Origin of the sequence: Micrococcus sp. CH7, assembly GCF_001595485.1 — a bacterium.
Classification (GTDB): domain Bacteria; phylum Actinomycetota; class Actinomycetes; order Actinomycetales; family Micrococcaceae; genus Micrococcus; species Micrococcus luteus.
Map to the genome: position 1 here is coordinate 74866 of NZ_LOSQ01000041.1, position 24843 is coordinate 99708.

Annotated in this window: 23 protein-coding genes; 13 read left to right on the plus strand and 10 right to left on the minus strand. The window is 74.1% G+C overall.

What is annotated here, in order from left to right:
* Together AUV08_RS09700 and AUV08_RS09705 are read left to right on the plus strand one after the other, a co-directional pair.
* Positions 1 to 329 (plus strand): YidH family protein (locus AUV08_RS09700; protein ID WP_061873225.1); only part of this gene is annotated, 329 nt, incomplete at its 5' end.
* A gap of 4 nt (positions 330 to 333) precedes the next feature.
* Positions 334 to 657 (plus strand): DUF202 domain-containing protein, encoded by a 324-nt coding sequence (locus tag AUV08_RS09705; RefSeq protein WP_061866963.1) that lies wholly within the window; start codon positions 334 to 336, stop codon positions 655 to 657.
* A 75-nt stretch (positions 658 to 732) separates the two neighbouring features.
* Here the strand turns inward: AUV08_RS09705 and AUV08_RS09710 are convergent, their stop codons facing one another.
* Together AUV08_RS09710 and AUV08_RS09715 are read right to left on the minus strand one after the other, a co-directional pair.
* Positions 733 to 1926, minus strand: a complete 1194-nt coding sequence (locus tag AUV08_RS09710) for an alcohol dehydrogenase catalytic domain-containing protein (RefSeq protein ID WP_061866962.1) — start codon at positions 1924 to 1926, stop codon at positions 733 to 735.
* A gap of 95 nt (positions 1927 to 2021) precedes the next feature.
* Positions 2022 to 3629, minus strand: a complete 1608-nt coding sequence (locus AUV08_RS09715) for a sodium:solute symporter (protein ID WP_231862055.1) — start codon at positions 3627 to 3629, stop codon at positions 2022 to 2024.
* Between the two features lie 184 nt (positions 3630 to 3813).
* Here AUV08_RS09715 and AUV08_RS09720 point away from each other — a divergent pair, with 184 nt between their 5' ends.
* The 4 genes from AUV08_RS09720 (at position 3814) to AUV08_RS09735 (ending at position 8508) form a co-directional block, all read left to right on the plus strand.
* On the plus strand, positions 3814 to 4383 hold the full coding sequence (locus AUV08_RS09720) for an XRE family transcriptional regulator (protein WP_061866961.1): 570 nt from the start codon (positions 3814 to 3816) through the stop codon (positions 4381 to 4383).
* Between the two features lie 76 nt (positions 4384 to 4459).
* On the plus strand, positions 4460 to 5476 hold the full coding sequence (gene speB, locus AUV08_RS09725) for an agmatinase (RefSeq protein ID WP_061866960.1): 1017 nt from the start codon (positions 4460 to 4462) through the stop codon (positions 5474 to 5476).
* Entirely contained in the window at positions 5473 to 7191 is a 1719-nt protein-coding gene (locus AUV08_RS09730; protein ID WP_061866959.1) for a thiamine pyrophosphate-binding protein, read from the plus strand. Before speB ends, AUV08_RS09730 begins: the two co-directional genes overlap by 4 nt.
* 258 nt (positions 7192 to 7449) lie before the next feature.
* Positions 7450 to 8508 (plus strand): 3,4-dioxygenase subunit beta, encoded by a 1059-nt coding sequence (locus AUV08_RS09735; RefSeq protein ID WP_061866958.1) that lies wholly within the window; start codon positions 7450 to 7452, stop codon positions 8506 to 8508.
* Positions 8509 to 8563: 55 nt separating this feature from the next.
* Here AUV08_RS09735 and AUV08_RS09740 read toward each other — a convergent pair whose 3' ends face one another.
* Both AUV08_RS09740 and AUV08_RS09745 read right to left on the minus strand, forming a co-directional pair.
* A complete protein-coding gene (locus AUV08_RS09740; RefSeq protein ID WP_020621599.1) occupies positions 8564 to 9088 on the minus strand; it encodes a pyridoxamine 5'-phosphate oxidase family protein in 525 nt (174 codons plus the stop codon).
* Between the two features lie 67 nt (positions 9089 to 9155).
* Positions 9156 to 10061, minus strand: coding sequence for an inositol monophosphatase (locus AUV08_RS09745; protein ID WP_020621600.1), 906 nt, complete (start codon positions 10059 to 10061; stop codon positions 9156 to 9158).
* A gap of 83 nt (positions 10062 to 10144) precedes the next feature.
* Here AUV08_RS09745 and AUV08_RS09750 point away from each other — a divergent pair, with 83 nt between their 5' ends.
* The 3 genes from AUV08_RS09750 to AUV08_RS09760 are packed head-to-tail and all read left to right on the plus strand — an operon-like array spanning position 10145 to position 12282.
* Complete coding sequence (locus AUV08_RS09750) at positions 10145 to 10591, plus strand: DUF6508 domain-containing protein (protein ID WP_020621601.1); 447 nt, start codon at positions 10145 to 10147, stop codon at positions 10589 to 10591.
* A 27-nt stretch (positions 10592 to 10618) separates the two neighbouring features.
* Positions 10619 to 11839 carry an App1 family protein gene (locus AUV08_RS09755; RefSeq protein WP_061866956.1) on the plus strand — a complete coding sequence of 407 codons (1221 nt, stop codon included), beginning with the start codon at positions 10619 to 10621 and terminating at the stop codon, positions 11837 to 11839.
* On the plus strand, positions 11836 to 12282 hold the full coding sequence (locus tag AUV08_RS09760; protein ID WP_002853740.1) for a thioesterase family protein: 447 nt from the start codon (positions 11836 to 11838) through the stop codon (positions 12280 to 12282). The genes AUV08_RS09755 and AUV08_RS09760 overlap by 4 nt, the downstream gene beginning before the upstream one ends.
* 140 nt (positions 12283 to 12422) lie before the next feature.
* On the opposite strand, the gene AUV08_RS09765 is transcribed toward AUV08_RS09760, so the two are convergent.
* The 4 genes from AUV08_RS09765 to AUV08_RS09780 all read right to left on the minus strand — a co-directional run bounded on the left by AUV08_RS09765 (position 12423) and on the right by AUV08_RS09780 (position 17523).
* A complete protein-coding gene (locus AUV08_RS09765) occupies positions 12423 to 13481 on the minus strand; it encodes a hypothetical protein (protein ID WP_061866955.1) in 1059 nt (352 codons plus the stop codon).
* Positions 13482 to 13674: 193 nt separating this feature from the next.
* Positions 13675 to 15015, minus strand: coding sequence for an NADP-specific glutamate dehydrogenase (gene gdhA, locus AUV08_RS09770; protein ID WP_061873226.1), 1341 nt, complete (start codon positions 15013 to 15015; stop codon positions 13675 to 13677).
* Between the two features lie 157 nt (positions 15016 to 15172).
* Complete coding sequence (locus AUV08_RS09775; protein WP_020621605.1) at positions 15173 to 16231, minus strand: aldo/keto reductase; 1059 nt, start codon at positions 16229 to 16231, stop codon at positions 15173 to 15175.
* 74 nt (positions 16232 to 16305) lie between these two features.
* Positions 16306 to 17523 (minus strand): glycosyltransferase family 1 protein, encoded by a 1218-nt coding sequence (locus AUV08_RS09780; protein WP_061866968.1) that lies wholly within the window; start codon positions 17521 to 17523, stop codon positions 16306 to 16308.
* Between the two features lie 160 nt (positions 17524 to 17683).
* On the opposite strand from AUV08_RS09780, the gene AUV08_RS09785 reads away from it, so the two are divergent.
* Positions 17684 to 19048 carry a DUF6350 family protein gene (locus AUV08_RS09785; protein ID WP_231865124.1) on the plus strand — a complete coding sequence of 455 codons (1365 nt, stop codon included), beginning with the start codon at positions 17684 to 17686 and terminating at the stop codon, positions 19046 to 19048.
* 10 nt (positions 19049 to 19058) lie between these two features.
* Here AUV08_RS09785 and AUV08_RS09790 read toward each other — a convergent pair whose 3' ends face one another.
* Entirely contained in the window at positions 19059 to 19496 is a 438-nt protein-coding gene (locus AUV08_RS09790; protein ID WP_036382019.1) for a hypothetical protein, read from the minus strand.
* Between the two features lie 22 nt (positions 19497 to 19518).
* Here AUV08_RS09790 and purN point away from each other — a divergent pair, with 22 nt between their 5' ends.
* On the plus strand, positions 19519 to 20082 hold the full coding sequence (purN, locus tag AUV08_RS09795; protein ID WP_041102979.1) for a phosphoribosylglycinamide formyltransferase: 564 nt from the start codon (positions 19519 to 19521) through the stop codon (positions 20080 to 20082).
* Here purN and AUV08_RS09800 read toward each other — a convergent pair.
* Positions 20069 to 21490 carry an MFS transporter gene (locus AUV08_RS09800; protein WP_061873228.1) on the minus strand — a complete coding sequence of 474 codons (1422 nt, stop codon included), beginning with the start codon at positions 21488 to 21490 and terminating at the stop codon, positions 20069 to 20071. The two genes, purN and AUV08_RS09800, sit on opposite strands and share 14 nt — an antisense overlap.
* A 119-nt stretch (positions 21491 to 21609) precedes the next feature.
* On the opposite strand from AUV08_RS09800, the gene purH reads away from it, so the two are divergent.
* Positions 21610 to 23304 carry a bifunctional phosphoribosylaminoimidazolecarboxamide formyltransferase/IMP cyclohydrolase gene (purH, locus tag AUV08_RS09805; RefSeq protein ID WP_061866952.1) on the plus strand — a complete coding sequence of 565 codons (1695 nt, stop codon included), beginning with the start codon at positions 21610 to 21612 and terminating at the stop codon, positions 23302 to 23304.
* A gap of 67 nt (positions 23305 to 23371) precedes the next feature.
* A complete protein-coding gene (gene mgtE / locus AUV08_RS09810; RefSeq protein ID WP_061866951.1) occupies positions 23372 to 24724 on the plus strand; it encodes a magnesium transporter in 1353 nt (450 codons plus the stop codon).
* Positions 24725 to 24843: the final 119 nt, after the last annotated feature.

The following is a 24843-nucleotide window of genomic DNA, read 5'->3' on the forward strand; positions in this document are numbered from 1 at the left end:
AGGAGCCGGACCCCCGGTTCACGCTCGCCAACGAGCGCACGTTCCTGGCCTGGGTCCGGACGGCACTGGCGCTGCTGGCCGGCGGGGTCGCGGTGGAGGCGTTCACCGGTGCCCTCTTCGCGCCGCCGGTCCGGGTGGTGCTGAGCACGGTGCTGCTCGTCCTGGCGGCGCTGCTCGCCCTGGGCGCGGGTGCGCGCTGGCTCCGGGTGGAGCGGGCGATGCGCCGCGGCCGTCCGCTGCCGCTGCCGCTGATCGTCCCGGTCCTCGCGGGGGGCGTCGTGCTGGCCGTCGTGGTGCTGCTGGCCGCCGTCGTCCTTCCGCGAGGCTGAGACGATGCGCCTGCATCACGACCCGGGGCTGCAGCCCGAGCGCACCGTGATGAGCTGGGGCCGCACGGTCCTGGCGCTGGGCGTCCTCAGCCTCACGTTCCTGAGGTGGTGGCCGGCCGTCGGCGCGTGGGCGTTCGGGCCTGCGGTGGTGGCGGCCGTCGGCGGGGCGGCGGTGCTGGCCACGCAGCGCCGGCGCTACGTGGCGCACGCGGACGGAATCGCGCGGGAGCAGGCCCGGCCGGCCCTGGCGTCGGTGGCCTGCATGGTCGCGCTGGTGGTGGGCTTGGCAGCCCTCGGGATCACCGCCACGCTGCTGCACGCGGCCTGATCCGCGGACGACGACGGCGCCCCTCACCTGCGCGGGCAGGTGAGGGGCGCCGTCGTGCCTCCGGAGGCGGACCGCTCAGCGGGCGATCATGCCGTGGGGGTCGATGACGAACTTCTCCAGGGAGCCCTGGTCGAACTCCGCATAGGCCTGGGGTGCCTCGTCCAGGCTGATCACGCGCGGGTTGACCATCTCCGTCAGGTACGGCATCCGGTCCCACAGGATGGACATCATCAGCTGGCGGTTGTAGCGCATGATGGGCGCCTGGCCGCCGATGATGTGGGGCGACTTGATCCAGGCCTTGCCGAAGTCCACCAGGAAGGTGCCCTCCTGCTCGGCCTTCGTCTCCGCGATCGGGTCCGGCCCATAGATGCCGATGATGCCCGTGGCGCCGCCCGGACGGGTGATGTCCAGGACCTGGTTCACGGCGGCGATCGGCTGCATCTCATCGGACGCGGAGCCCAGGCCGTGGGCCTCGGAGCCGACGCAATCCACCGCGCAGTCCACCATCGGCTCGCCGAGGATGTCGTTCACGGCGTCCTGCAGGTTCTCCGTGGCGGAGAGGTCGATGGTCTCGCAGCCGTGCTTGCGCACCAGCTCCAACCGCGAGGCGTCCTGGTCGCCCACGATGATGCACGAGGCGCCCAGCAGCCGAGCGGCGGCCGCGGCGCACCGGCCCACGGGGCCGGCACCGGCGATGTAGACGGTGGAGCCGGGCTTGGCGCCGGCCTCCATGAGGCCGTGGAACGCCGTGGGGAGGATGTCCGAGAGCACGGCCAGATCCAGGATCTTCTCCATCGCCTGCTCCTGGCCCGGGAAGCGCAGCAGCTGGAAGTCGGCGTACGGCACGAACAGGTACTCGGCCTGTCCGCCCTGGAAGCCGCCCAGATTGAAGCCGTAGGCGGCGCACGCCTGCTCCGGGTTGGCGGTCTCACAGATCTCGGTCCGGCCGGCGCGGCAGTTGCGGCAGCGGCCGCAGGCCACGTTGAACGGCACGGAGACGAGGTCGCCCTCCTGCAGGAACTGGACGTCGCTGCCGACCTCCAGCACCTGGCCGGTCATCTCGTGACCCAGCACCATGCCCTCGGGTGCGGGGAAGGACCCGCGGTAGATGTGCAGGTCGCTGCCGCAGATGTTGGTCGCGACGATCTTGAGGATGACGCCGTGCGGGGCGGCGGAGCCGTCGGGCATCTCCAGCTTGGGGAAGTCGAGCTCGTCGACGCGCACGTCCTTGATGCCGTGGAATGCCACGGCGCGATTCTTGGTGGTCATGGGAACCGTTGCCTTTCTGTCTCCAGCGAGGCCCGGGTGAATGGAAGCCGGAACGGCCCCGAGGGGGCGTCCCGGTCCCGAGCTATACGGAAACACTAGGGGCCGGGAGGAGCCTGAGGAAGGATCGCCCGCCGCCGCATCGTCTGGCCTGACCATCGTGCGGGCATCGGAGGATCGCAGGCCCCGGGATTCCTGGTCAGAGACGCTCCCGCCACGGCGTCGACGCCGTGGCGGGAGCGCACGCGCCAGGCCTCGAGGACCGCGGGGTCGGTGGGCGGGGTCATCAGGCTGAGGAGGACGTACACGACGGCGGAGGCGGCCAGGCCGACGTAGATCGGCTCGTTCGCGAAGACGCCCTCGAAGGGCTCCGCCGCGTTCAGCTCGAGCCAGCCCATGGTGCCGAGGGTGCCCACCGTCCCGACCACCATGGACCACAGGGCCGCCGTCCCGGTGCCGCGCTTCCACACGAGGCCGCCGACGATCGCGACGAACAGGCCGCCCACGAGGATGTCGTACGCGATGGTCAGGGCCGCCACCACGTCCGGGACGACGATCGCCAGCCCCAGCACGACGGCGCCGAGCAGCAGCACCCAGCCGCGGTTCGAGGCGAGCTCCGCCGCGGTCTCCGGGGCCTCGTCCCCGGCGGTGGCGCCGTCCTCGGAGGCGGTGGCCTCGCCGCGGAGGATGGGGAGGATGTCCGTGCGCATCACGGTCGAGGCCGCGATGATCGCGCCCGAGGCGGTGGACATCATGGCCGCAACGGCGGCCGCCAGGGCCACGCCGCCGACGCCGACGGGCAGCAGGTTCTGGGCGACCCACGCGAACACGTCGTCCTGGGTGGCGATGTCCGCGGTGACCGTGCGGGCGGCCATGCCGATCACGGCGCCCGCGACGCCGTACACGATGCAGTACAGGCCCGCGGTGGCGCCGCCGATCTGCGCCACGCGGGGGGAGCGGGCCGTGAACACGCGCTGCCAGACGTCCTGGCCGATCAGCAGGCCGAGGGTGTAGATCACGAAGTAGGTGACGATCGACTGCACGCCGATCCCGTCCCAGCTGAAGAACTCGGCGCCCAGGCGCTCCTGCATGGCGCTCCAGCCGCCGGCCTTGGCCAGGGAGAGGGGGAGCATGAGGGCGAACAGGCCGATGGTCATGATGAGGAACTGGGCCATGTCGGCCAGGGTGATGGACCACATGCCGCCGAGCACTGAGTAGGCCAGCACGATGCCGCCGCCCACCAGGACGGACAGCCAGCGGTCCCAGCCGAAGAGCACCACGAAGATCGACGCGTAGGCGCCCGTGGAGGTGGCGGCGAGCATGAGCGTGTAGGCGAGCATCACGAAGGAGGAGGCGTGCGAGGCCCCGCCGCGGCCGTACCGCAGGCGCAGCATCTGCGAGACGGTGTAGATCTTCAGGCGGGCCAGGATCGGGGCGAACGCCACCGACAGGATGAGCACGCCGACGCCGATGGCGGCCACGAGCCACGCGCCGGAGAGCCCGAACTCGTACCCCAGGCCGACGCCGCCCACGGTGGCGGCGCCGCCGAGCACGACGGCGGCCATGGTGCCGGTGAACAGCACCGGCCCGAGACGACGGCCCGCCACGAGGTAGTCCTCCGAGCTGGCGGCGCGGGCCTTGCCCCACCAGCCGAAGGCGAGCATGCCGACCAGGTAAACGGCGACGATGGTCAGGTTGAGGGTCACGGGCGGTCCTTGGGGCGAGGGGATCCGGGGCGCCGGATGCGGGGGCGCCGCGGCGGGACAGGAGTGATCGGCGTGTTGCCGATCACACGAACCGGGTCTACGGTAAACACATGTTGCTTATCAGACAACATGTCGTCCAGGGGGACATCGGCGATGTCGCCTGGCCGACGTCGGGAGGAGCGCGATGAAGGCCCTCCCGCTCGAGACCACCCCGGGCCAGGCGCTGATCGGCCGCCGGCTGCGCGCGCTGCGCGAGGCGCGGCGGCTCACCGTGGCCCAGCTGGCCGAGGCGGCCGGCGTCAGCAAGGGCTTCCTCTCCCGCCTCGAGCGGGACCTGACGAGCCCGTCCGTGAGCACGCTCGTGACCCTGTGCCAGGTGCTCGGCGCGAGCCCGGGCGACGTCCTGGACGCGCCCGAGGTGACGGTCGTGCGCCTCGCCGACGCCCCCGCGATCAGCCTCGGCGGCGAGGGCATCCGCGAGCGCCTGATCACCCCGCGCGGCAGTCGCGACCTGCAGATCCTGCGCGCCGACATCGCGCCGCACGGCCGCGGGGAGGCGGAGCTGTACACCGTGGACTGCCGCGTGGAGGCGGTGCACGTGGCCACCGGCCGCCTCGAACTGCGGACCACCGAGGCCGTGCACCTGTTGGAGGAGGGGGACACCGTCACCCTCCCCGGCCGCGAGCCTCACTCGTGGGCCAATCCGGACGACCGCCCCGCCGTCGTGCTGTGGACCCTCGTGGGCCACGCGTGACCCCGTGCGGCACGCCCGCACCGGACAGACCAGACCGAACCGAATCGAACCGAACCGCCCCGAGAGGACATCCCAGATGCTCGAGATCCCCCGCGTCGAGGACAACGGCCGCCTCGGCCCCGTGAACTCCGCCCTCGTGCCCCGCTACGGCGGCGCCCCCACCTACGCGCTGCTGCCGCGCCTGGACGAGGCGGCCGCGGCCGGCGTCGCCCCGGAGATCAAGGTGGTCGGCGTCCCGTTCGACGCCGGTGTCTCCTACCGCCCCGGTGCACGCTTCGGGTCCGGCCACGTGCGGCAGTCCTCGCGGCTGCTGCGCCCGTACAACCCCGCCACGGACACCTCGCCCTTCGCGCAGGCCCAGGTGGTGGACGCCGGGGACATGGCGGTGAACCCGTTCACCATCGGCGAGGCCATCGAGGCGATCCAGCAGGACGCGATGGACCTCACCGAGGACGGCTCCTCGCTCATGACCATCGGCGGCGACCACACCATCGCGCTGCCGCTGCTGCGCGCCGCCTCCGCCCGGGCGGGTGAGCCCGTGGCCCTGCTGCACTTCGACGCCCACCTGGACACGTGGGACACCTACTTCGGCGCCGAGTACACCCACGGCACGCCGTTCCGCCGCGCCGTGGAGGAGGGGATCCTGGACACCGAGGCCATCTCGCATGTGGGCACGCGCGGTCCGCTCTACGGCAAGAAGGACCTCGACGACGACCACCGCATGGGCTTCGGCATCGTCACCTCCTCGGACGTGTTCCGTCAGGGCGTGGACGAAATCGTGGACCAGCTGCGCGAGCGCATCGGGGGTCGGCCGCTCTACATCTCGGTGGACATCGACGTCCTCGACCCCGCGCACGCGCCGGGCACCGGCACCCCCGAGGCCGGCGGCATCACGAGCCGCGAGCTGCTCGAGATCCTCCGCGGCCTGCGCGGGCTGGACATCGTGGGCGCGGACCTGGTGGAGGTGGCCCCGGCCTACGACCACGCCGAGCTGACCGGCGTCGCCGCCTCCCACGTGGCGTACGACCTCATCTCCCTGATGGCCGACCGCCGCGCCACCCGCGCGGCCGCCGGTGAGGAGCCGGGCCGATGACGGACGAGCAGACGACGACGGCGGCGGCCCCGCGGCGCAACGGCGGCGACCTCGCCGTCGAGACGCTCCACGCCCTGGGTGCACGGACGGTCTTCGGCATCCCGGGCCAGCACGCCCTGGGCCTCTTCGACGCCCTGTCCCGCTCCCCGCTGGAGTTCGTCTCGAACCGCGTGGAGAACAACGCCGCCTTCGCCGCCGACGGGTACGCCCGGGCCACCGGCGAGGTCGGGGTGCTGTTCCTCTCCACCGGCCCCGGCGCGCTCACCTCGCTGGCCGGCCTGCAGGAGGCCTACGCCACGGGCGTGCCGATGCTGGTGATCGCCTCGCAGATCCCGTTGTCCGGGCTCGGCGCCCGGCGCAAGGGCATGCTGCACCAGCTGGACGACCAGAAGGCCTCGGCCCGCAACGTCACCAAGGCCCAGTTCACGGTGCACCACGCCTCGGGCATCCCGTCCGCGATCCAGGACGCGTGGGCCGAGGCCGTCACCGTGCCGCAGGGGCCGGTGTGGGTCGAGATCCCGCAGGACGTGCTGCTCGGCGAGGTGATGGTGCCCCCGGTCGAGGACGCCCTGGCCGTGCCCTACGACCATCCGCCGCGCGCCGAGCTCGTGGCCGAGTCCGTGCGCTGGCTGCGCGGGGCCGGGCGGGTGGCGATCGTGGCCGGCGGCGGTGTGCGCCGCTCCGGCCGGGCCGCGATGGAGAGCCTGCGGGAGGTCGCGGAGCTGCTCCAGGCGCCCGTGGTCTGCTCGCCGGGCGGCAACACCGCCTTCCCGTGGGGGCACCCGCTCAGCCTCGGCGGCTGGGTGGAGGACCGCCTCGTCACGGACCTGCTCGAGGACGCGGAGGTGCTGCTCGTGGTGGGCTCCTCGCTCGGCGAGGTCACCTCCAACTACTTCACGCTCGAGCCGCGCGGCCGCCTCATCCAGGTGGACGCGGAGCCGCGTGTGCTGGAGACCAACCACCCCACGCTGGGTGTGCGCGCCGACGCCGGCCAGGCGCTCGAGGCCCTCGCCGCGGCGCTGCGCGAGTCGGGCTCGGTGGCGCAGGACGCCGCCGTCTGGCACGGCCGCACCCCGGCCGAGGTGGTCGCCGACGTCAACGCGCGCATCACCGCCCGCCTCGACGCCCAGGACCTCGGCGTGGAGCGCCGGCTCCTGGCGGACATCCGGGCCGCCGTCCCGTCGACCATGCAGACGTACTGGGACATGACCATCGCCGCATACTGGGCGTGGAACTGCTGGGACGCGCAGGACGGCGAGTTCCACTCGGCGCAGGGCGCCGGGGGGCTCGGCTACGGGTTCCCGGCCGCGTTCGGCGGCGCGGTGGGCCTGGCCCACCAGGGTCGCACGGGGATCGAGGGGCGCGTGCTCGCCGTCGCCGGCGACGGCTCGGCGATGTACTCCCTCGCCGAGCTCGCGGCCGCCCGGCAGCACGGTGCGGCGGTGACGTGGCTGATCATCGACGACGGCGGGTACGGCATCCTGCGCGAGTACATGGAGGGCGCGTTCGGCAAGGCCACGGCCACCGAGCTCGACCGGCCGGACTTCCAGGCCCTCGCCGCCTCCTTCGGCGTGCCCGCCGAGACGGTGGGAGTGGAGGACGTGCGCGGCGCGCTCGAGCGCGCGTTCCAGGCGGACGGGCCGAACGTCGTCGTGGTGCAGACCCGCCTGGCGATGTGGGCGCCGAGCCACCTGGGGGAGGCTCCGGAGGTCTGACGCGGCCCGGCGCCGGAATCGCTGACTCGACCCTGAGAGTGTGCGCCACCTTTCCAGGTGCATGTTTCAGCAACGGAGCTGGACCGGCAGGTAGTTGAGACGTCGACCGAGGCGCCGGCGGTCCCGCCCGCGTCAAAAACCGCCAAGGAGATGTCCTGGAACCATCCCGCCGATCTCACGAAAACGTCCGGCATCCGTTGCCATGCTGGCCTCTCGACGCGGTCCGCCACCCGGCGGGCGCCCCACGAGAGGAACTCCATGGCCCCCTGGCTCTCGATCCGCTCCCGCCGTCCCTTCCCCCAGGTCTCCGAGGGAGGCGAGGCCCCCGCCGTCACGCCCACCTTCGAGGGCCGGGCCTTCCACCGCCCGGCCGAGGACGTCGAGGACCAGGGCGCCGCCTTCGACGTCGGCACGCTCGTCTCCCGCCGCAACGCGCTGGGCATCTTCGGCGCGGGGGCGGGAGCCCTCGTCCTCGCCGCGTGCGGTGTCCAGGAGGGCGCCTCGTCCTCCTCCGGCTCGACGTCGGCGAGCGCCGGCTCCTCGTCACCCGCGGCCTCCTCCTCGTCGGCGGCGAGCGCCTCGCCGTCCGCCACCCTGACCGAGATGGTCACCGAGAACGCAGGCCCGTACCCGGGCGGCGGCTCCAACGGCCCGGACGTGCTCGACGCGTCCGGCATCGAACGTTCCGACCTGACCACGAGCATCGACACGGGCACCGCCGCCGAGGGCGTCCCGCTGAGGGTGACGATGAACGTGATCGACATGGCCAACGGCGACGCCGCCATGACCGGCGCCGCCGTGTACCTCTGGCACGCCGACGCGCAGGGCCGCTACTCGATGTACTCGGACGGCATCACGGAGGAGACCTACCTGCGCGGCGTCCAGGTGGTGGGCGACGACGGCACGGTCACCTTCACCACGGTGTGGCCCGGCTGCTACGACGGCCGGTGGCCCCACCTGCACTTCGAGGTGTTCCCGGACAAGGCGTCCATCACGGACGCGACGAACAACGTCCTCACCTCCCAGATCGCCATGCCCGAGGAGCAGTCCGCGCAGGTCTACGCCACCTCGGCCTACGACGGGTCCACGGAGAACTTCGCCGACGTCAGCCTCGAGACGGACAACGTCTTCTCGGACGGCTACGAGACGCAGCTGCCGCAGATCACGGGCTCCGTGGAGAAGGGCTTCGCCATCACCATCGACGTCCCGATCGACACCACCACTGAGCAGGAGCAGGAGCAGGGCGGGATGGGCGGGCCCGGCGGTGGCCAGCCCCCGGCGGGCGGCGAGGGCGGCCAGCCCCCGGCGCAGCCCTGAGCCCGGCGGACGTGGGCTGAGCCGTCCGGCTCAGCCCACGCGTCCTGCCGGCGGCTCAGTCGGTCTGGGACTCGTTGCGCTCGGGGTGCGGGCCGAACACGAAGTGGCGGCCGGACACGCGCTGGACGTCCACGCGGACGTAGAAGTCCTTGAGCGTCGGCACCCACGGTTCGATGCCGAGGGACTCGGCCTCCGCGATCTCCGCCTCCGTGTCCAGGCGGCGCGCGGTGCCGTGCACGAGCACGGACCAGGCCTGGTCGGCCAGGATCCCGTCGGCCTGCACCACGACGCGCGGGTTCACCGTGAGCTCGGCGAGCTTCGAGCCGGGCGCGGTGCGGAAGTAGATGGCGCCGTCGTGGGCCCGCACGTTCACCGGCACGATGTCCGGCCGCCCGTCCACGGCCAGCCCGAGGCGCGCGTGGCCCACGCGGCCCAGCAGTCGCCAGACCTGGTCCTCGTCCAGCACCAGGACGGCCTCGCCGTCCGGGTGCTCGAACATCAGGTGGTCCCCGGGCTCCGCGACCGGATCGGGGCGCTGCATCGACGGGGCGTCGTCGGTGTCATGGTGCTGCTGGGTCATCGGGGCCTCCTGGCATGCCGGGACGGGCGCCGTCGGGCGCGGCGCTGAGATCGGGCTCACATCCACTCTATACATGGTCGGTCGCCCGCGAGGCGACGATGTCACCCAGCACCGCCGCCGTCGTCGGCGCCTCGCGGCCCGGGGCGACGGCGAGCGCGAACGGGCACGTGTGGGCGCGCGGGCCGTCGTCGACGAGCCGGCCCGACGACGGCGCGGCCGGGTCCGGCGTGAGCCACCTGCCCCCGGCGCGGCGCAGGATCAGCTGCCCCGCCGCGACGTCCCAGGGCTTGGTGTCCACGTACAGCGCGGCGTCGGCCCAGCCCGCCGCCGTGTGGGCGAGCTCGAGGGCGCCGGAGACGGTGCGGCGCACGGTCGCGTGGGCGGTCACGAGCCGCCCGAAGCGGCGCAGCGCGTCCTCGCCCTCGCGCGCGAGCGCCTCGCCCGCCGGATAGGAGGTCACGAGGTTCTGGGCGCGCTCGCCGCCGGCCGGCGCCGGCCGGCCGACCTCGGCCAGCGGGCGCTCCGGCCCGTCGCCGCGGGTGAGGTAGGCGCCGTCCGCGTCGGCGGAGAACGCCAGCCGGCCCACGGGGTCCAGCACGACGCCGGCCACCACCTCGCCGTCGACCTCGGCGGCCAGGGACACCGAGAACATCGCGAAGCCGTGTGTGAAGTTGGAGGTGCCGTCGATGGGGTCGACGATCCAGGTCAGCCGGGCGGCCTCACCGGTGCCGGCCTGCGCCCCGAGCTCCTCGCCGAGCACGCCGGAGCCGGGGACCGCCGTCGTGAGCGCGGCGACGAGCCGGGCCTCGGTGTGTCGGTCGTGCACGGTGACGAGGTCGTGGTGCGTGGTCTTGGCCTCGGGCCCGATGGCGGTGGGGGAGCGGAAGGCGGCGGCGAGGTCGCCGACGACCGCGCGGGCGGCGTCGAGGGCGATCGCGCGCAGCTCGGCGGGGCGGGGCAGGGCGGGGCTCATGCCCCGAGCCTAGGCGGGGGCCCGGACACGTCGGACCGCACGCGAGACAATGGGGCCGACCCCCCCCGAGCAGAGGAGCCGCCATGACCGAGCACCCCCTCCCGACCCCCGACGACGACGCCACCCTCACCGGCCCGCAGACCCCCACGCCCCAGCGCGTGGCCGCCGTGCGTGCGCTGCGCGAGCTGCTCGCCGCCGGCTACGGCACCGAGGCCCGGCCGATCGCCTCCTACGGCGCCCCCGCGCCCGGCACCCTCGGCGGCGTCTACCCGGACTACGACGACCGCGTGTTCCCCGGCCTCGTGGCCGCGCAGGAGCTGGCGGGCATCGACGTCGACTACCTGCGGAACGTGGACCGGGTGAGCGAGGCCGGCATCGCCGAGGCGTCCCTGGCCGACCTCGGCACGCTGTTCACCTACCTGGTGCGCGGCGAGCGGTTCGCGGACGGGCACGTGGCCGCCGCGATCGAGAACGGCAAGGTCGGCCGCATGCTGGACCGCCTGACCGCGCTGGTCCCCGAGATCCGCTGAGAGCGCACGGTGCGGAATACTGGGCGCATGCCCGCAGCCTCCGACGCCCCCACGCCCGCGCCCCGGCGCGGCCGCCTGGCCCCTTCCGGTGACCCCACTCCCGTGGAGAACGTCGCCACGCACCTGCAGGAGGGGTGGAACCGTTGGCACCGCGCCCGCGCGCTGCGTGCCGGCAACGTGCCGACGGTCATGGCGTTCACGGGCTACGGCAGCACCAGCTGGGTGCGGATCCTCTCCCGTGTGGTGATCGCCTCCGACGAGGAGTTCATGAACGGCCGTCGGCTGTCGAAGGTGGTGGCGGACGGCGTGCGCGGCTGGCGCAACTTCGTGGCCCCGCCCATGGCCTACGCCGAGGTGGAGGTGCAGGTGGGGGACCTGCGCACCACGGTGCGCACGGACCGGATGGGCGTCGTCGACGTCGTGCTGGACGTCGAGCTGGAGCCCGGCTGGCAGACCGCCACCCTCCACGTCGGCGGCCAAGAGGAGCACGCCGTCATGGACCTGTACATCTGCGAGCCGGGCGCGCGGATCGGCCTGGTCTCGGACATCGACGACACCGTGGTGGTCACCTCGCTGCCCCGCCCCCTGCTGGCGGCCTGGAACTCGTTCGTGATCGACGAGCACGCCCGCACGCCCACTCCGGGGATCGCCGTGCTGCTGCGCCGGATCGCCGAGCTCGAGCCGAAGGCCCCCGTGCTGTACCTGTCCACGGGCGCGTGGAACGTGGCGCAGACCCTCACCCGCTTCCTGGGCCGCAACCTCTACCCGCTCGGCGCTCTGCTGCTGACCAGCTGGGGGCCCACGAGGGACCGCTGGTTCCGTTCCGGTCAGGAGCACAAGAGGGTCCAGCTCGAGCGCCTCGCCGAGCAGTTCCCGGACATCCAGTGGATCCTGGTTGGCGACGACGGCCAGCACGACCCCGAGATCTACGCCGAGTTCGCGCAGCGCCACCCCGACCGGGTCAAGGCGATCGTCATCCGGCAGCTGACCCCCTCGCAGGCGCTGCTCGCGGGCGGCCGGGCGGAGGACACCCGCCATTCCACCCCGGGCATCCCGTGGTGCTACGGCCCGGACGGGGCCACGCTGTCCAATCAGCTCGAGGACCTGGGCATCCTGCCCGTCGAGTTCGTGGACGTGCAGCCCGAGGCCTGGCGCGAGGACATCCTCGGTGACGACGAGGCGCCGGCGACCCTCGACGCCCCGGGGCAGCGCGACGGCCGGCCCGCGGACGAGGAGGCCGCCCGATGACCGCCTCGCGCTCCGTCGAGGTCCGCATCCCGCTGCGCTGGGCGGACATGGACGCCTACGGCCACGTGAACAACATCGCCGTGGTGCAGCTGCTGGAGGAGGCCCGCGTGGCGGCCTTCGGCGTGCCCGCGAACACCGGCGCCGGTGGCGGGCAGGCCCCGCCGATCGACCTGCTCGAGGGGGTGGCCCCCGGTGTGCGGACGTTCATCTCCGAGCACACCGTGAAGTACCGGGCCCAGATGCCCTACCGCCCCGTGCCGCTGCGCGTGGTGGTGAGCGTGGACGCCGTGAAGGCCGCCTCGGTGCACGTGGGCTACGCCCTGCACGACGGCGTCGACGACACCCTCTGCGCCACCGCGACGTCCGTCATGGTGTTCGTCGACGGGCAGACGGGCCGCCCCGTGCGCATCAGCCCCGAGCAGCGGGCGGCGCTGGCCGGCTGAGGTGGGCCGAGGTGGGCTGCTGACTGCCCGGCAGCCGCCCAGCGACATCACCGCCGTGCAGCACGGCTGCGATGTCGCAGAGCGGAGGTCGACCGCTCGGGCTCGCCGAGTCGGGACCGGGCCCGTGGGACGGCCGTGGATCAGACCGAGCGGGGGACGCCCGCGGCGGTGAGGATCCGCGCCAGCCGGTCCGGCCGCAGGAGGTCTCCCCACGTCCAATGCGCACCCGCCCGGGTGACCAGCTGCAGGGCCACCTCCCGTTCCTTCTCCCGGCGGATGCTGGCGCGGCGGGCCGTGTCGTCACCGTCGAAGAACGACAGGTCGTACTTGCCCAGCCCGTCGAACTCCCCGTACACCCGCACCTGCTCCCACCAGAAGTCCGTGCGGGCCACCTCGCGTCCGTTCGCATCCCGGTGGCGATGCTGCAGCGCCGTGGGCGGGACGAAGCCGAGCTCGTGGATGATGGCCCGGCTGTAGGACTCGCCGGCGGATTCCGCCCGCGCGTCCGCGAAGTGCCAGGCCCGCTCGAATCGGCGGAGGGCGGCCGCCGATCCGAGTCGGCTCTCCGCCTGCCTCGCCCAGCGTGCGGCCTCCTCGGGCCGGGCTCGGACGAGCGCGTCCAGCGGGGCCACGGCGTCGCGGAACGGGGTGGCCGCTCCGAGGACCAGCAGCACCGTGGGCAGCGGATCCGCCAGGACGGTTCCCAGGCTCTGCCCGTCCGACAGGACGGCCTCGACCGGCTGAGGCGCGGCGGGGGCCGCCTCCGGCAGCCCCCACCGGGGTCGGCGGCGCGGCGGGACGGGAAGCCGGCGGTCGTGGGCCACCAGGGAGGGGGCGAGGGGACGGCGGGTCAGCGGACCGCAGCCGTGATGCCCGGGCGAGGGGGCGCGCAGCTCGAGCGCGGGCGGCTCGACGGCCGGCCCCAGACCGTGCAACCGGGCCGCGGTCAGGCCCGTGAACACCGTCGCGGGGCGGGCGATCGAGAGGGCGACGGCGGACACGACCGCCCTGTCGCACGGACGCAGCGCGGCCCAGTCGCTGACGCTGATGTAGACGCGCGGGCAGAGCCGCACGAGGACCCCGCGGGTCCAGGCGCGTTCGAGACGGCGCCGCGCCGCCCCGTCGTGAGGGTCCGCCGCGCTGAGCAGGGGCCCGCGTCCCGGGAGCAGCGTACGCGAGTGGTCGGAGAGCGGGGTCATGCGGCCCAGTGTCGTGGGCCCGTCCGGGGCGCGAGGGGTCGGCCGCGCCGGCGGTGGAGGGCACCCGACGTCGGGGAGCCTGTGCAGGAGTCGGGTGCCCTCGAGCGACCGCCGCCCTGCGACATCACCGCGCGTCAGAACGGCGGTGATGTCGCAGGGCGGCGGAGGGTCACGGAAGGGGCAGGGCGGGGACTCAGACCACGCCCTGGGCGATCATCGCGTCGGCGACCTTGATGAACCCGGCGATGTTCGCCCCCGCCACGTAGTTGCCGGGCGTGCCGTACTCCTCGGCGGTCTCCACACAGCGGTCGTGGATGTCGCGCATGATCTGCTCGAGCCGGTCGTGGGTGTAGTCGAAGTTCCACGAGTCCCGCGAGGCGTTCTGCTGCATCTCCAGCGCCGACGTCGCCACGCCGCCCGCGTTGGCGGCCTTGCCCGGGCCGAACAGCGTCCCGGAGTCGACGAACAGGTGGGAGGCCGCCTCGGTGCAGGGCATGTTCGCGCCCTCGGCCACGGCCTTCACCCCGTTCTTCAGCAGGGTCCGCGCGGCGGACTCGTCGAGCTCGTTCTGGGTGGCACACGGCAGGGCCACGGTGCCCTCGACGTCCCACACGCTGCCGCCGGTCACGTAGCGGGACCGCCCGCCGCGGCGCTCGGCGTACTCGGAGATGCGGGCACGCTCGACCTCCTTGATCTGCTTGAGCAGGTCCAGGTCGAGGCCGTCCGGGTCCACGATGTAGCCCGAGGAGTCGGACGCGGTGAGCACGGTGGCCCCGAGCGCGGCGGCCTTCTCCGCGGCGTAGATGGCCACGTTGCCGGAGCCGGAGATCAGCACCTGCTGACCGTCCATGGATTCGCCGCGCGTGCGCAGCATGGAGTCGACGAACATCACGGCGCCGTAGCCGGTGGCCTCAGTGCGGACCAGCGAGCCGCCCCACGTCAGGCCCTTGCCGGTGAGGGCGCCGGCCTCGAAGCGGTTGGTCAGTCGCTTGTACTGGCCGAACATGTAGCCGATCTCGCGGGCGCCCACGCCGATGTCACCGGCCGGCACGGCCGTGTGCTCACCGATGTGGCGATGCAGCTCCGTCATGAAGGACTGGCAGAACCGCATGATCTCGCGGTCGGACTTGCCGGCGGGGTCGAAGTCCGAGCCGCCCTTGCCGCCGCCGATCGGCATGCCGGTGAGCGAGTTCTTGAAGATCTGCTCGAAGCCCAGGAACTTGACGATCCCGAGGTACACGGAGGGGTGGAAGCGCAGCCCGCCCTTGTACGGGCCGAGCGCCGAGTTGAACTCCACGCGGAACCCGCGGTTGACCTGCACGACGCCGGCGTCGTCGATCCACGGGACGCGGAAGATGATCTGGCGCTCCGGCTCGCAGAGGCGGTGCATGACCCCGGCCTCGACGTACTGGGGGTGGCGCTGCACCACCGGCCCCAGCGCCTCGAACACCTCGGACACCGCCTGGTGGAACTCGGCCTCGCCGGGGTTGCGCGCGAACACTTCGTCGCGCAGGGTCTCCAGAGACTCATTCATGGTGTCCTCCTCGGACGTCGGGGTAGAGACGCCCCGCGGTGCCCCCGCCGTGGCGCGCCGCGGTCGGAGGAGGCCGCGGTGCCTGACGCCCATCCTGACAGGGAGTGCGCTCTGTTGCCGAAATGAGACGCGGGCCACCCCGGGCCCCGCGTTCGGCTCAGCGCGGCGGCGCCGCCTCGGTGTCGATGCTGGCCTGCTGGCTCTCGCTGTAGCGCGGGCCCGCCACGGTCGCGTCGTTGACGAGGTCGTCCAGCCGGGCGACGTCGGCCGGGGTCAGCCGCACCTCGTGCGCGCCCCGGTCCTCGAGCCAGTGCTCCCACGAGGTGGTGCCCGGGATCGCCAGGACGTCCTTGCCCTGGGCCAGGACCCAGGCGACGGCGAGCCCCGCCGTGCTCGTCCCGAGCCGGACGGCCTCGGCCGAGAGCGCCTCGCGCAGCGTCAGGTTGGCCTCGTAGTGGCCCTCGGCGAAGCGGGGCAGCCGGTGCCGCAGATCTCCCGCGTCCAGCCCGCCCAGCCGCGGCGGCGCGTCCGTGAGCAGGCCGCGGCTGACGGGGGAGAAGGCCACGAAGGCGGTCCCATGGCGGCGGCACGCCTCGAGCACGCCCCACTCGGGGTTGCGGGTGGCGAGGGAGTACTCGGACTGCACGGCCGCGATCGGGTGGACGGCCACGGCCCGGGTCAGGGTGACGGCCGAGACCTCGGACAGGCCGATCGCCCCGATCTTGCCCTCCGTGACGGCCTCTGCGAGCGCCCCCACGGACTCCTCGACGGGGACCTCCGGGTCCAGCCGGTGCAGGTAGTACAGGTCGATCCGGTCCTGGCCGAGCCGGCTCAGGGAGGCGTCCACGTGCGCGCGCAGCGTCTCCGGGCGGCCGTCGATCCGCCGCTGCCCGTCCCGCACGAGCCCGCCCTTGGAGGCGAGCAGCACGCGCTCGCGGACGTCCGACCCCGCCCGGGCGAGCGCGCGCCCCACGAGCTCCTCGCTGCGGCCGCCGCCGTAGAGGGTGGCGGTGTCCAGGTGGTCGGTGCCGTCCTCCAGCACGCGGGTGAGCAGGTCGACGGCGGCGTCGTCGTCGAGGAATCCGGAGTAGCCGTGCACGATGTTCATGCACCCGAGGCCGACGGGGTGCACGTCCTTGCCGGCGAGGCGGCGGGGCGCGGCGGGATCGGGCAGGGGGCCGGGCTCGGCGGGTCGGGGGTGCGGGGTGGCGTCCATGCCCGCCACCCTAGCCACGGCTCCGGACGCGAGACCCGGACCGCCGGGCGCCCGCCCGGCGTCCGGCCCGGGGTTCAGCCGAACACGCGCGCGGCCAGCAGCGACGGCGCCGTCAGCAGCCGGCGGGCCAGCTCCACGCGGCGGCGCTCCTGCACCGCGATCGCCTTCTCGTAGTAGCCCACGAGCTGCTCGCACAGCACCGGCCAGGTCCGGCCCTGCACCGACGCCCACGCCGCGTCGGCGAACGCGGCCCGCTTGACGTCGTCGTACACGAGGTCCGCGACGTGGCGGCGCAGCTCGTCCAGCTCGCCGGGCGGGTAGAGCCAGCCGGTGCGGGAGGCGTCCACGATGTCGAGGGGGCCGCCGCGGCCGACGGCGACGACGGGCACGCCCGAGGCCATCGCCTCCTGCAGCGTCTGGCCGAAGGTGTCGGACTCGCCGGGGTGCACGAACAGGTCCAGGCTGGCCACGTGGCGCGCGAGGTCCTCGCCCCCCTGGAAGCCGGCGAAGTGCGCGCCGGGCAGCTCCCGCTCGAGCTGTTCGCGCAGCGGCCCGGAGCCGATGACCACGAGGCGGGTGCCCGGCAGGTCCGAGAGCACCCGCAGGTCCCCGACCTGCTTCTCGTGCGCCAGCCGCCCCACGAAGCCCACGAGCTTCTCGCCGTTCGGGGCGAGCTCGGCGCGCAGCGCCTCGTCCCGCTTGGCGGGATGGAATCGGCGGGAGTCGACGCCGCGGCCCCACAGGTGCACGCGTCGCACCCCCTGGCGGTGCAGCTGCCGGACGGTGAACGACGACGGCGCGAGCGTCAGCGTGGCCATGTTGTGCAGGCGCGCCACGTGGCTCCACAGGACGTCCTCCAGCCACGGGGCGCCGTACCGGGCCGCGTAGCCGGGGACCTCGGTCTGGTAGACGGCCACGGAGGGGATGCCGAGCTCCTCGGCCGCCTGCACCGCGCGCCAGCCCAGCACGAAGGGGGAGGCGATGTGCACCACGTCCGGGGCGAAGTCGGCGAGCATGCCGCGCAGCCGGCCCACCGTGCCGGCGGCCACCCGCACGGAGGTGTACCCGGTCAGGGGCACGGAGGGCAGGGTGCGCACGGGGAAGCCCTCGACCTCGCGGGGGGCCTCACCGGCGCCCGCGCGTTGGGTCCACCCGGCGGACCACGAGGCGGCCGGGGCGACCACCATCGCCTCGTCGCCCCGTTCCCGCAGGTGCCGCAGCACCTGGAGGATGGAGTTGGTGACCCCGTTCATGTGGGGCAGGAACGATTCGGCGACCACGACGACACGCACGTGGCCGACGCTAAGGACCCCGGACCACGGCCGGGACACCCGCCGACGACGGCCCGGTGACCCCGCGGTGAACTCTCGGGGCGCGTGACGGTCGTCGCACCGGCCCGCGCGGCCCGCCCCCGTCCAGGCGCCGCCCGGAGTCGGGTGGCACCATGGACGGGTGAGTTCCCGCCCCGCTGCGCCCCGTCTGCTGCGCCCCGTCCCCCTGCCGCTGTGGCTGCAGGGGGTGGTCGAGGCGCTCGTCACGGCGATGATCAGCCTGCTGGCGGTCATGGTCCCCACCCTCGCGGTGTGGGCCACGGGCGGGTTCGAGCGGCCGACCATCGAGGGTGCCGTCCAGGTGGGCGGCGTCCTGTGGCTGGCCCTGCACGCGGTGCCCGTCACCGTGGCCACGGCCATGCCCACCGCGCCGGATCACCTCATCACCGGCACGGCGTGGCTCGTGCCGTGGGGCCTGACCCTGGTCCCGCTCGCGCTGTCGTGGCGGGCCGGCCGGCGCCTGGCCCGCGCGTCCTACCGGGACCAGGCGTGGCAGGCCTTCGTGGGCGCGGTGGGGGCCTACGCCCTGGTGGGGCTGGCCGTGGCGTTCCTGCCCGGCACGGACGAGCTGACGGTCCACCCCGCCCCGGCGGCGCTGCTGCCCGCCCTGCTCTTCGGCGTCGCCGCCCTCGCGGGGGCCCGGCGCGAGGCGGGCACCTGGGCCCACCTGATCGGCCTGGACCTCACGGAGCGGATCTCGCGGCGCTCGCAGTACGAACGCTGGGCCGGTTCGTACGCCTGGTCCGTGGTGCGCGCCGCGGTCCTCGCCGTGCTCGCCCTGACGGGCCTGAACGCGCTGCTCGTGGCGGGGCGGCTGGCCGTCGAGTGGGCCGCCGTCGTCACCGTGGCCGAGGCGATCGGGGGCGGTCCGCTGGGCGGCCTGCTCCTGGCGCTGCTGCAGATCGGCTGGCTGCCCACGTTCACCGCGTGGTCGATCGCGTGGACGGCGGGCCCGGGGTTCTCCGTGGGCGCGGACAGCCTCTACTCCGTGTTCGGCGCGACGCCGGCCACCGCGCCCGCCCTCCCGGCGCTGGGTGCGCTGCCCGGGACGTGGTCGCCGTGGCAGCTGCTCCTGCTGGCCGTGCCGATCGGCGCCGGCGCCGTGGCCGGCGTGTGGCTGCTGCGGGAGGGGGAGAACCACCTCGACGACTGGCTGCACACCCGCCACGGCAGCCGCGCGGTGTCCTTGACACTGTCCACGCTGGCCCTGGCCGTGCTCACCGGACTGCTCACGGGGCTGCTGCTGCTCGTGCCGCTGGCCCTCACCTCCGGGACGCTCGGGCTCGGCACGCTGACGGACATCGGCTCCCACGTCTGGGCGGTGTGCGCCGCCGTCGCCGGGTGGGTCGCGCTGGGCTGCGCGGCCGGCTACCTCACCGCCCTGGCCGTGGCCGGGCACCGGGACGGGACGACGACGGTGCCGCGGTCCGGCGACCGCGCCTCGGGCCCGCGCGACCGGCCGTCCCCGCGCCGGGCGCGGGACTGACGCCCGCGGCTCAGGGCCGCAGCTGGGGCACCCCCGTGCGCTCCTCCACCTGACGGGTGAACTCGTCCGCGCACGCCTGCTGTGCCCGCACGGTGAGCGCGGAGGCGCTGCACTGCTCGAGCTGGACCGTCGCGTCCCACGCGAGCAGCGGCAGCGCCGCCGTCGTCATGCCCATCAGCGCCATCGCCATGCCGGCGGACGCCACCGCGCGGGGCAGCCCCGAGCGCTCGGCGCCGCGGCTCGTGACCCACACGCGCACGCCGAGCACGAGGGCGACCAGCCCCAGCGCGAGGGCGATCAGCTTCCACGGCAGCACGAGGGAGAAGGAGAGCACCATCCCCAGCAGCGCCACGGACTGCCACAGCAGGGCACGACCGGTGCGGACGCGGCCGGGGTCCGGGGCGCCCTGCGGCGGGCGGGGCGGGGAGGAGGGAACGGGGGCGGACACCCCCTCACCCTACGATGGGCGCATGCGCATCGTTGCCCTCGTCTCCGGTTCCGGCACCAACCTGCAGGCCGTCCTCGACGCCGTCGCCTCCGGCGCCCTGGACGTGGAGATCGCCGCGGTGGGCGCCGACGTCGCCGACGCCGGCGGCCTGGAGCGCGCCCGCGCCCACGGGATCGAGACGTTCGTGGTGTCACCGAAGGACCACGCGGACCGGCGCGCGTGGGACGAGGCGCTCGCGGACGCCGTCGCCGCCTACGCGCCGGACTGGGTGGTGTGCTCCGGGTTCATGCGGATCCTGGGCGCCCCGCTGCTCGAGCGGTTCGACGGCCGCATCCTCAACACCCACCCGGCCCTGCTGCCCTCCTTCCCGGGGGCCCACGGCGTCCGGGACGCGCTGGCGCACGGGGTGAAGGTCACCGGCTGCACCGTGCACGTGGTGGACGCGGGCGTGGACACCGGCCCGATCCTCGCCCAGGCCGCGGTGCCCGTGCTGGACACGGACACCGAGGCCGAGCTGCACGAGCGCATCAAGGTCCAAGAGCGGGCCCTGCTGCTGCGCGTGCTCGGCGAGCTCAGTCGGCGCTGACCTCGAGGGCGCGGCCGCGGGTCTCCGGGGCCAGCGCCAGCATCGCCGCGCAGGCCAGGACCACGAGCCCGCCGGTGACGGCGAACGCCCCCGGCAGCCCGAGGGCGGGGACCAGCGTGCCCACGAAGAGCAGCGGGCCCAGGCCCGCGCCCACCCGCGAGGCCGCCGACGCCCAGCCGAAGCCGGAGGCGCGCAGCGTCGTCGGGTACAGCTCGGAGACGTACGTGTAGAGCACCGGGATCGCGACCTGCACCACGAAGCCGAACGCCAGCACGAGCGGCAGCACCGCGGCGGGCACGTCCAGCACGCTCGCCAGCCAGACGGTCAGGACGCTCGCGACGACGGCGCTGACGGCCAGCAGCCAGCGGCGGCCGGTGACCTCGATCAGCGCGGTGGCCACGACCACGCCGAGCAGGCCGGCCGCGGCCATGCCGGAGGTCATGATGAAGGCGCGGCCCTCCGCGTAGCCGGCGTCGATGAGGAACGTGGGCAGCCACTGCAGCGCGATGTAGTAGACGAGCATGATGGCCACGAACAGGGCCCAGGCGATCGCGGTGATGCGCGGGGAGAACCGCCAGACCGCGGCGAGCTGCGCGCCGACGCCGCCGGAGCGGGCCGGCTCGGCCGGGGGCATCGTGTAGGGCCGGCGGGGCGCGCCGGTGGCCGCCACCATGCGGTCGATGACGGCGCGGGCCTGTGCCTCGCGGCCCCGGCTCATCAGGAACAGCGGGGACTCGGGGATGCCCAGGCGCACGACGAACACGAGCAGGGCCGGCAGGACCATGGCCAGCAGGGGCAGGCGCCAGTCGCCCCACGTGCCCACGAGCCAGGCGGAGACGAGGCCGCACAGCGCGGCGCCGACGGGCCACCAGCCGTCCATCGCGGCCAGGACGCGGCCACGCAGCCGGCGCGGGGTGAACTCGCCCACGAGCGCGTAGTCCACGGGGATCGTGCCGCCCAGGCCCATGCCGGCCACGAAGCGGAACAGCGCGAACCACAGTAGGGAGTCGGTCAGCGCGCCCGCGATCGTGAACACGGAGAAGATCGCGAGCGTCCACGCGAACGCCGCCTTGCGGCCGATGCGGTCCGCGATGGTGCCCCACAGGAACGCGCCCACGGCCATGCCGATGAGGTTGGCGGTGCCGATCCACGCGGCGTCGGCCTTGTCCAGGGCCCACTCCTCGCGCAGCAGCGGGATCATCACGCCGTTGAGCGTGACGTCCCACGCGTCGAACATGAAGCCCAGGCCGCCGATCAGGAAGATGCGGCCCTGGACGGACCAGCGCCACGGCAGCTCCTGGACGACCGCCTCACCGGTGGGCAGGGCGGCGTCGGGGGCGACGACGTCGGGCGCGGGCCCGGGGTGCGCGCCGTCGGCGCTGGGGCGGGGCGGGGTGGCGGAGGACATGGTCGGCTCCCGTTCGTCGGGTGGAGTGGGGGCGGTCCGTCACGCGGACGCCTGGGCCATTATGCGGCCCGGCCTATGCTGGGGGACGCACCCGGACCCCCTCGAAGGAGCGCCCCCTCGTGACCTCTGCCCAGCCCACCACCACCACCGTCCTGGACACGGTGCCCCTGAAGCGGGCCCTGATCTCCGTGTACGACAAGACCGGCCTCGAGGAGCTCGCCACAGGGCTCCACGCCGCGGGCGTGCAGATCGTCTCGACCGGCTCCACCGCCCAGCGCATCGCCGCCGCCGGTGTGCCCGTCACCGAGGTCGCCGAGGTCACCGGGTTCCAGGAGTGCCTGGACGGCCGCGTGAAGACGCTGCACCCGCGCGTGCACGCGGGCATCCTGGCCGACCGTCGTCGCGAGGACCACGTGACCCAGCTGCGCGAGCTCGAGGTGGAGCCGTTCGACCTCGTCGTCGTGAACCTCTACCCGTTCGTGGACACCGTGAACTCGGGCGCCGCGGAGGACGCCGTCGTCGAGCAGATCGACATCGGCGGGCCGTCCATGGTGCGCGCGGCCGCGAAGAACCACGCGTCCGTGGCGATCGTGGTGGACCCGGCCCGCTACGGCGAGGTGGTCCAGGCCGCGCAGTCCGGCGGCTTCGACCTGCGCGCCCGCCGGCGCCTGGCCGCCCTGGCCTTCGCCCACACCGCCGGGTACGACAACGCCGTGGCCGCCTGGACCGCCGCCCACTTCGGCGAGGACACGGACGCGGACGAGATCCCCGTGTTCCCGCCCTACGCCGGCTTCTCCCTCGAGCGCGCGCAGATCCTGCGCTACGGCGAGAACCCGCACCAGCCCGCGGCGCTGTACCTGGACTCCTCGGCGGCCCCCGGCATCGCGCAGGCCGAGCTGCTGCACGGCAAGCCGATGAGCTACAACAACTACGTGGACGCCGACGCCGCGGTGCGCGCCGCCTTCGACCACCCGGTCCCGGCCGTGGCGATCGTCAAGCACGCCAACCCGTGCGGCCTGGCCGTCACGGATGAGGGCACGGACATCGCGCAGGCGCACGCCAAGGCCCACGCGTGCGACCCGGTCTCCGCGTTCGGCGGCGTGATCGCGGCCAACCGCCCGGTCACCGCCGCCATGGCCGCCCAGGTGAAGGACGTGTTCACGGAGGTCGTCGTGGCCCCGGCGTTCGAGCCCGAGGCCCTGGAGATCCTCTCCGCCAAGAAGAACCTGCGTCTGCTGAGCCTGCCCGAGGGCTTCCTGCGGGATGCGGTGGAGGCCAAGCAGGTCTCGGGCGGCATGCTGCTGCAGATCGCGGACGCGGTGGACGCGGACGGCGACGACCCGGCCACCTGGACCCTCGCCGCCGGCCCGGCCGCCGACGAGGCCGTCCTGGCCGACCTGGCCTTCGCGTGGCGCGCCGTGCGCGCGGCCAAGTCCAACGCCGTGCTGCTGGCCCACGACGGCGCCACGGTCGGCGTGGGCATGGGCCAGGTCAACCGCCTCGACTCCTGCCGCCTGGCCGTCGAGCGCGCCAACACCCTGGGCGCCGCGCAGACCGGCGGGCAGGACGTGAGCAGCGCCGGCGGCGCGGAGAACGTCTCCGGGGAGGGCGCCCCCGAGCGGGCCCGCGGGTCCGTGGCCGCCTCGGACGCGTTCTTCCCGTTCGCGGACGGGCTGCAGATCCTCATCGACGCCGGCGTGAAGGCCGTCGTCCAGCCGGGCGGCTCCGTCCGGGACGAGGAGGTCGTGGCCGCGGCCGAGGCCGCCGGCGTGAGCCTGTACCTGACCGGGGCGCGCCACTTCTTCCACGGCTGAGCGCGGCGCGCCGCTGCCGGACGGGGGCCCGGACCGGGCCCCGCGACCCCCAGGAGGTGACGAGGCGATGACCCGCCGCGAGGTCGAGAGCGTCGAGGACCGCATCCGTGAGCACCTGCGCAGGGACGACCTCGACAGCGCGGTCGAGCTGCTGCGCGCGCTGTCCCCGGGCGACGCGCTCGACCTCCTGGACCGCTCCGAGCCGCGCATGGCCCCGATGCTGTTCCGCCTCCTGGACAAGACGACGGCGGTCCACGTCTTCGCGGCGATGGAGACGGGCCAGCAGTCCGACCTGGTGCGCAAGCTCCAGGACGGTCAGGTCCAGGACCTCTTCGCCGAGCTGCGGGTCTCGGGCCAGGCCCGGCTGCTCGACGAGATGCCGGCCACCGTGGCCCGCAAGATGCTCGCCGGGCTCGACGCGGAGGCGAGCGGCAAGGCCGGCCGGCTCCTGGGCTACCCGGCGGACTCGGTGGGACGGCGGCTGCGCATGGCGCCCGTGCGCCTGCGCGAGGACTGGACCGTGTCCACCGCGCTCGAGAACCTCCGGGAGCACGGGGGGCAGGAGCAGGCCGCCATCGTCTCCGTGCCGGTGGTCAGTCCCCAGGCGCGTCTGACGGGCGTCGTCGACGTCTCCGTGCTGGTCACACAGCCGCTCGATGCGCGAGTCTCGGAGATCATGCGGGAACCGGTGTCCGCCGTCGCCACCGAGGACGCCGAGGAGGTGGCCCGGCTCTGCGCGGACCGCCGTCTGTGGACCGTGCCGGTGACGGACTCGGAGGGTCGCCTGATCGGGGTGTTCACGGTGGCCGACGCCCTCGAGGTCCTCGACGAGGGGTCGACCGAGGACTCCGCCCGCGCCGGCGGCGTGGAGCCGCTGGGTCGTCCCTACCTGGCGACCTCCGTCCTGGCGCTGATGCGCTCGCGCATCACGTGGCTGCTCGTGCTCGCGATCGGCGCCACCCTCACCGTGCAGGTGCTCGGCGTCTTCGAGGACACGCTCGAGGAGATGGTCGTCCTCTCCCTGTTCATCCCGCTGATCATCGGCACCGGCGGCAACACGGGCAACCAGGCGGCCACCACGGTCACCCGGGCGCTCGCCCTCGACGACGTCCGGCCCCGCGACGCGCCGCGCGTGATGTTCCGCGAGCTGCGCGTCGGCATGGCCCTGGGCGGGTGCATCGGCCTGCTGGGCCTCGTGCTCGCCGGGTTCGTGTTCTCGTGGCCCGTCGGTCTCGTGATCGGGGCGACGCTGTTCACCGTGTGTGCCTTCGCCGCCACCGTCGGCGGTCTCATGCCGTTGGCGGCCCGCACGATCGGCGCCGACCCCGCCGTGTTCTCGAACCCGTTCATCTCGACGCTCGTGGACGCCCTCGGCCTGGTCGTCTACTTCTTCATCGCCCAGGCCGTGCTCGGCATCTGAGCCGGCCACGGTCCACGCCGCCCTGCCCGCCTCGGCGAGGCGTTCCGGGGCGGGCCCGCCGGACCGGCCGTGCCGCCGTCGTCGGGGGGCGCCCCCGCCGACCCGACGCCCCCCTGGTA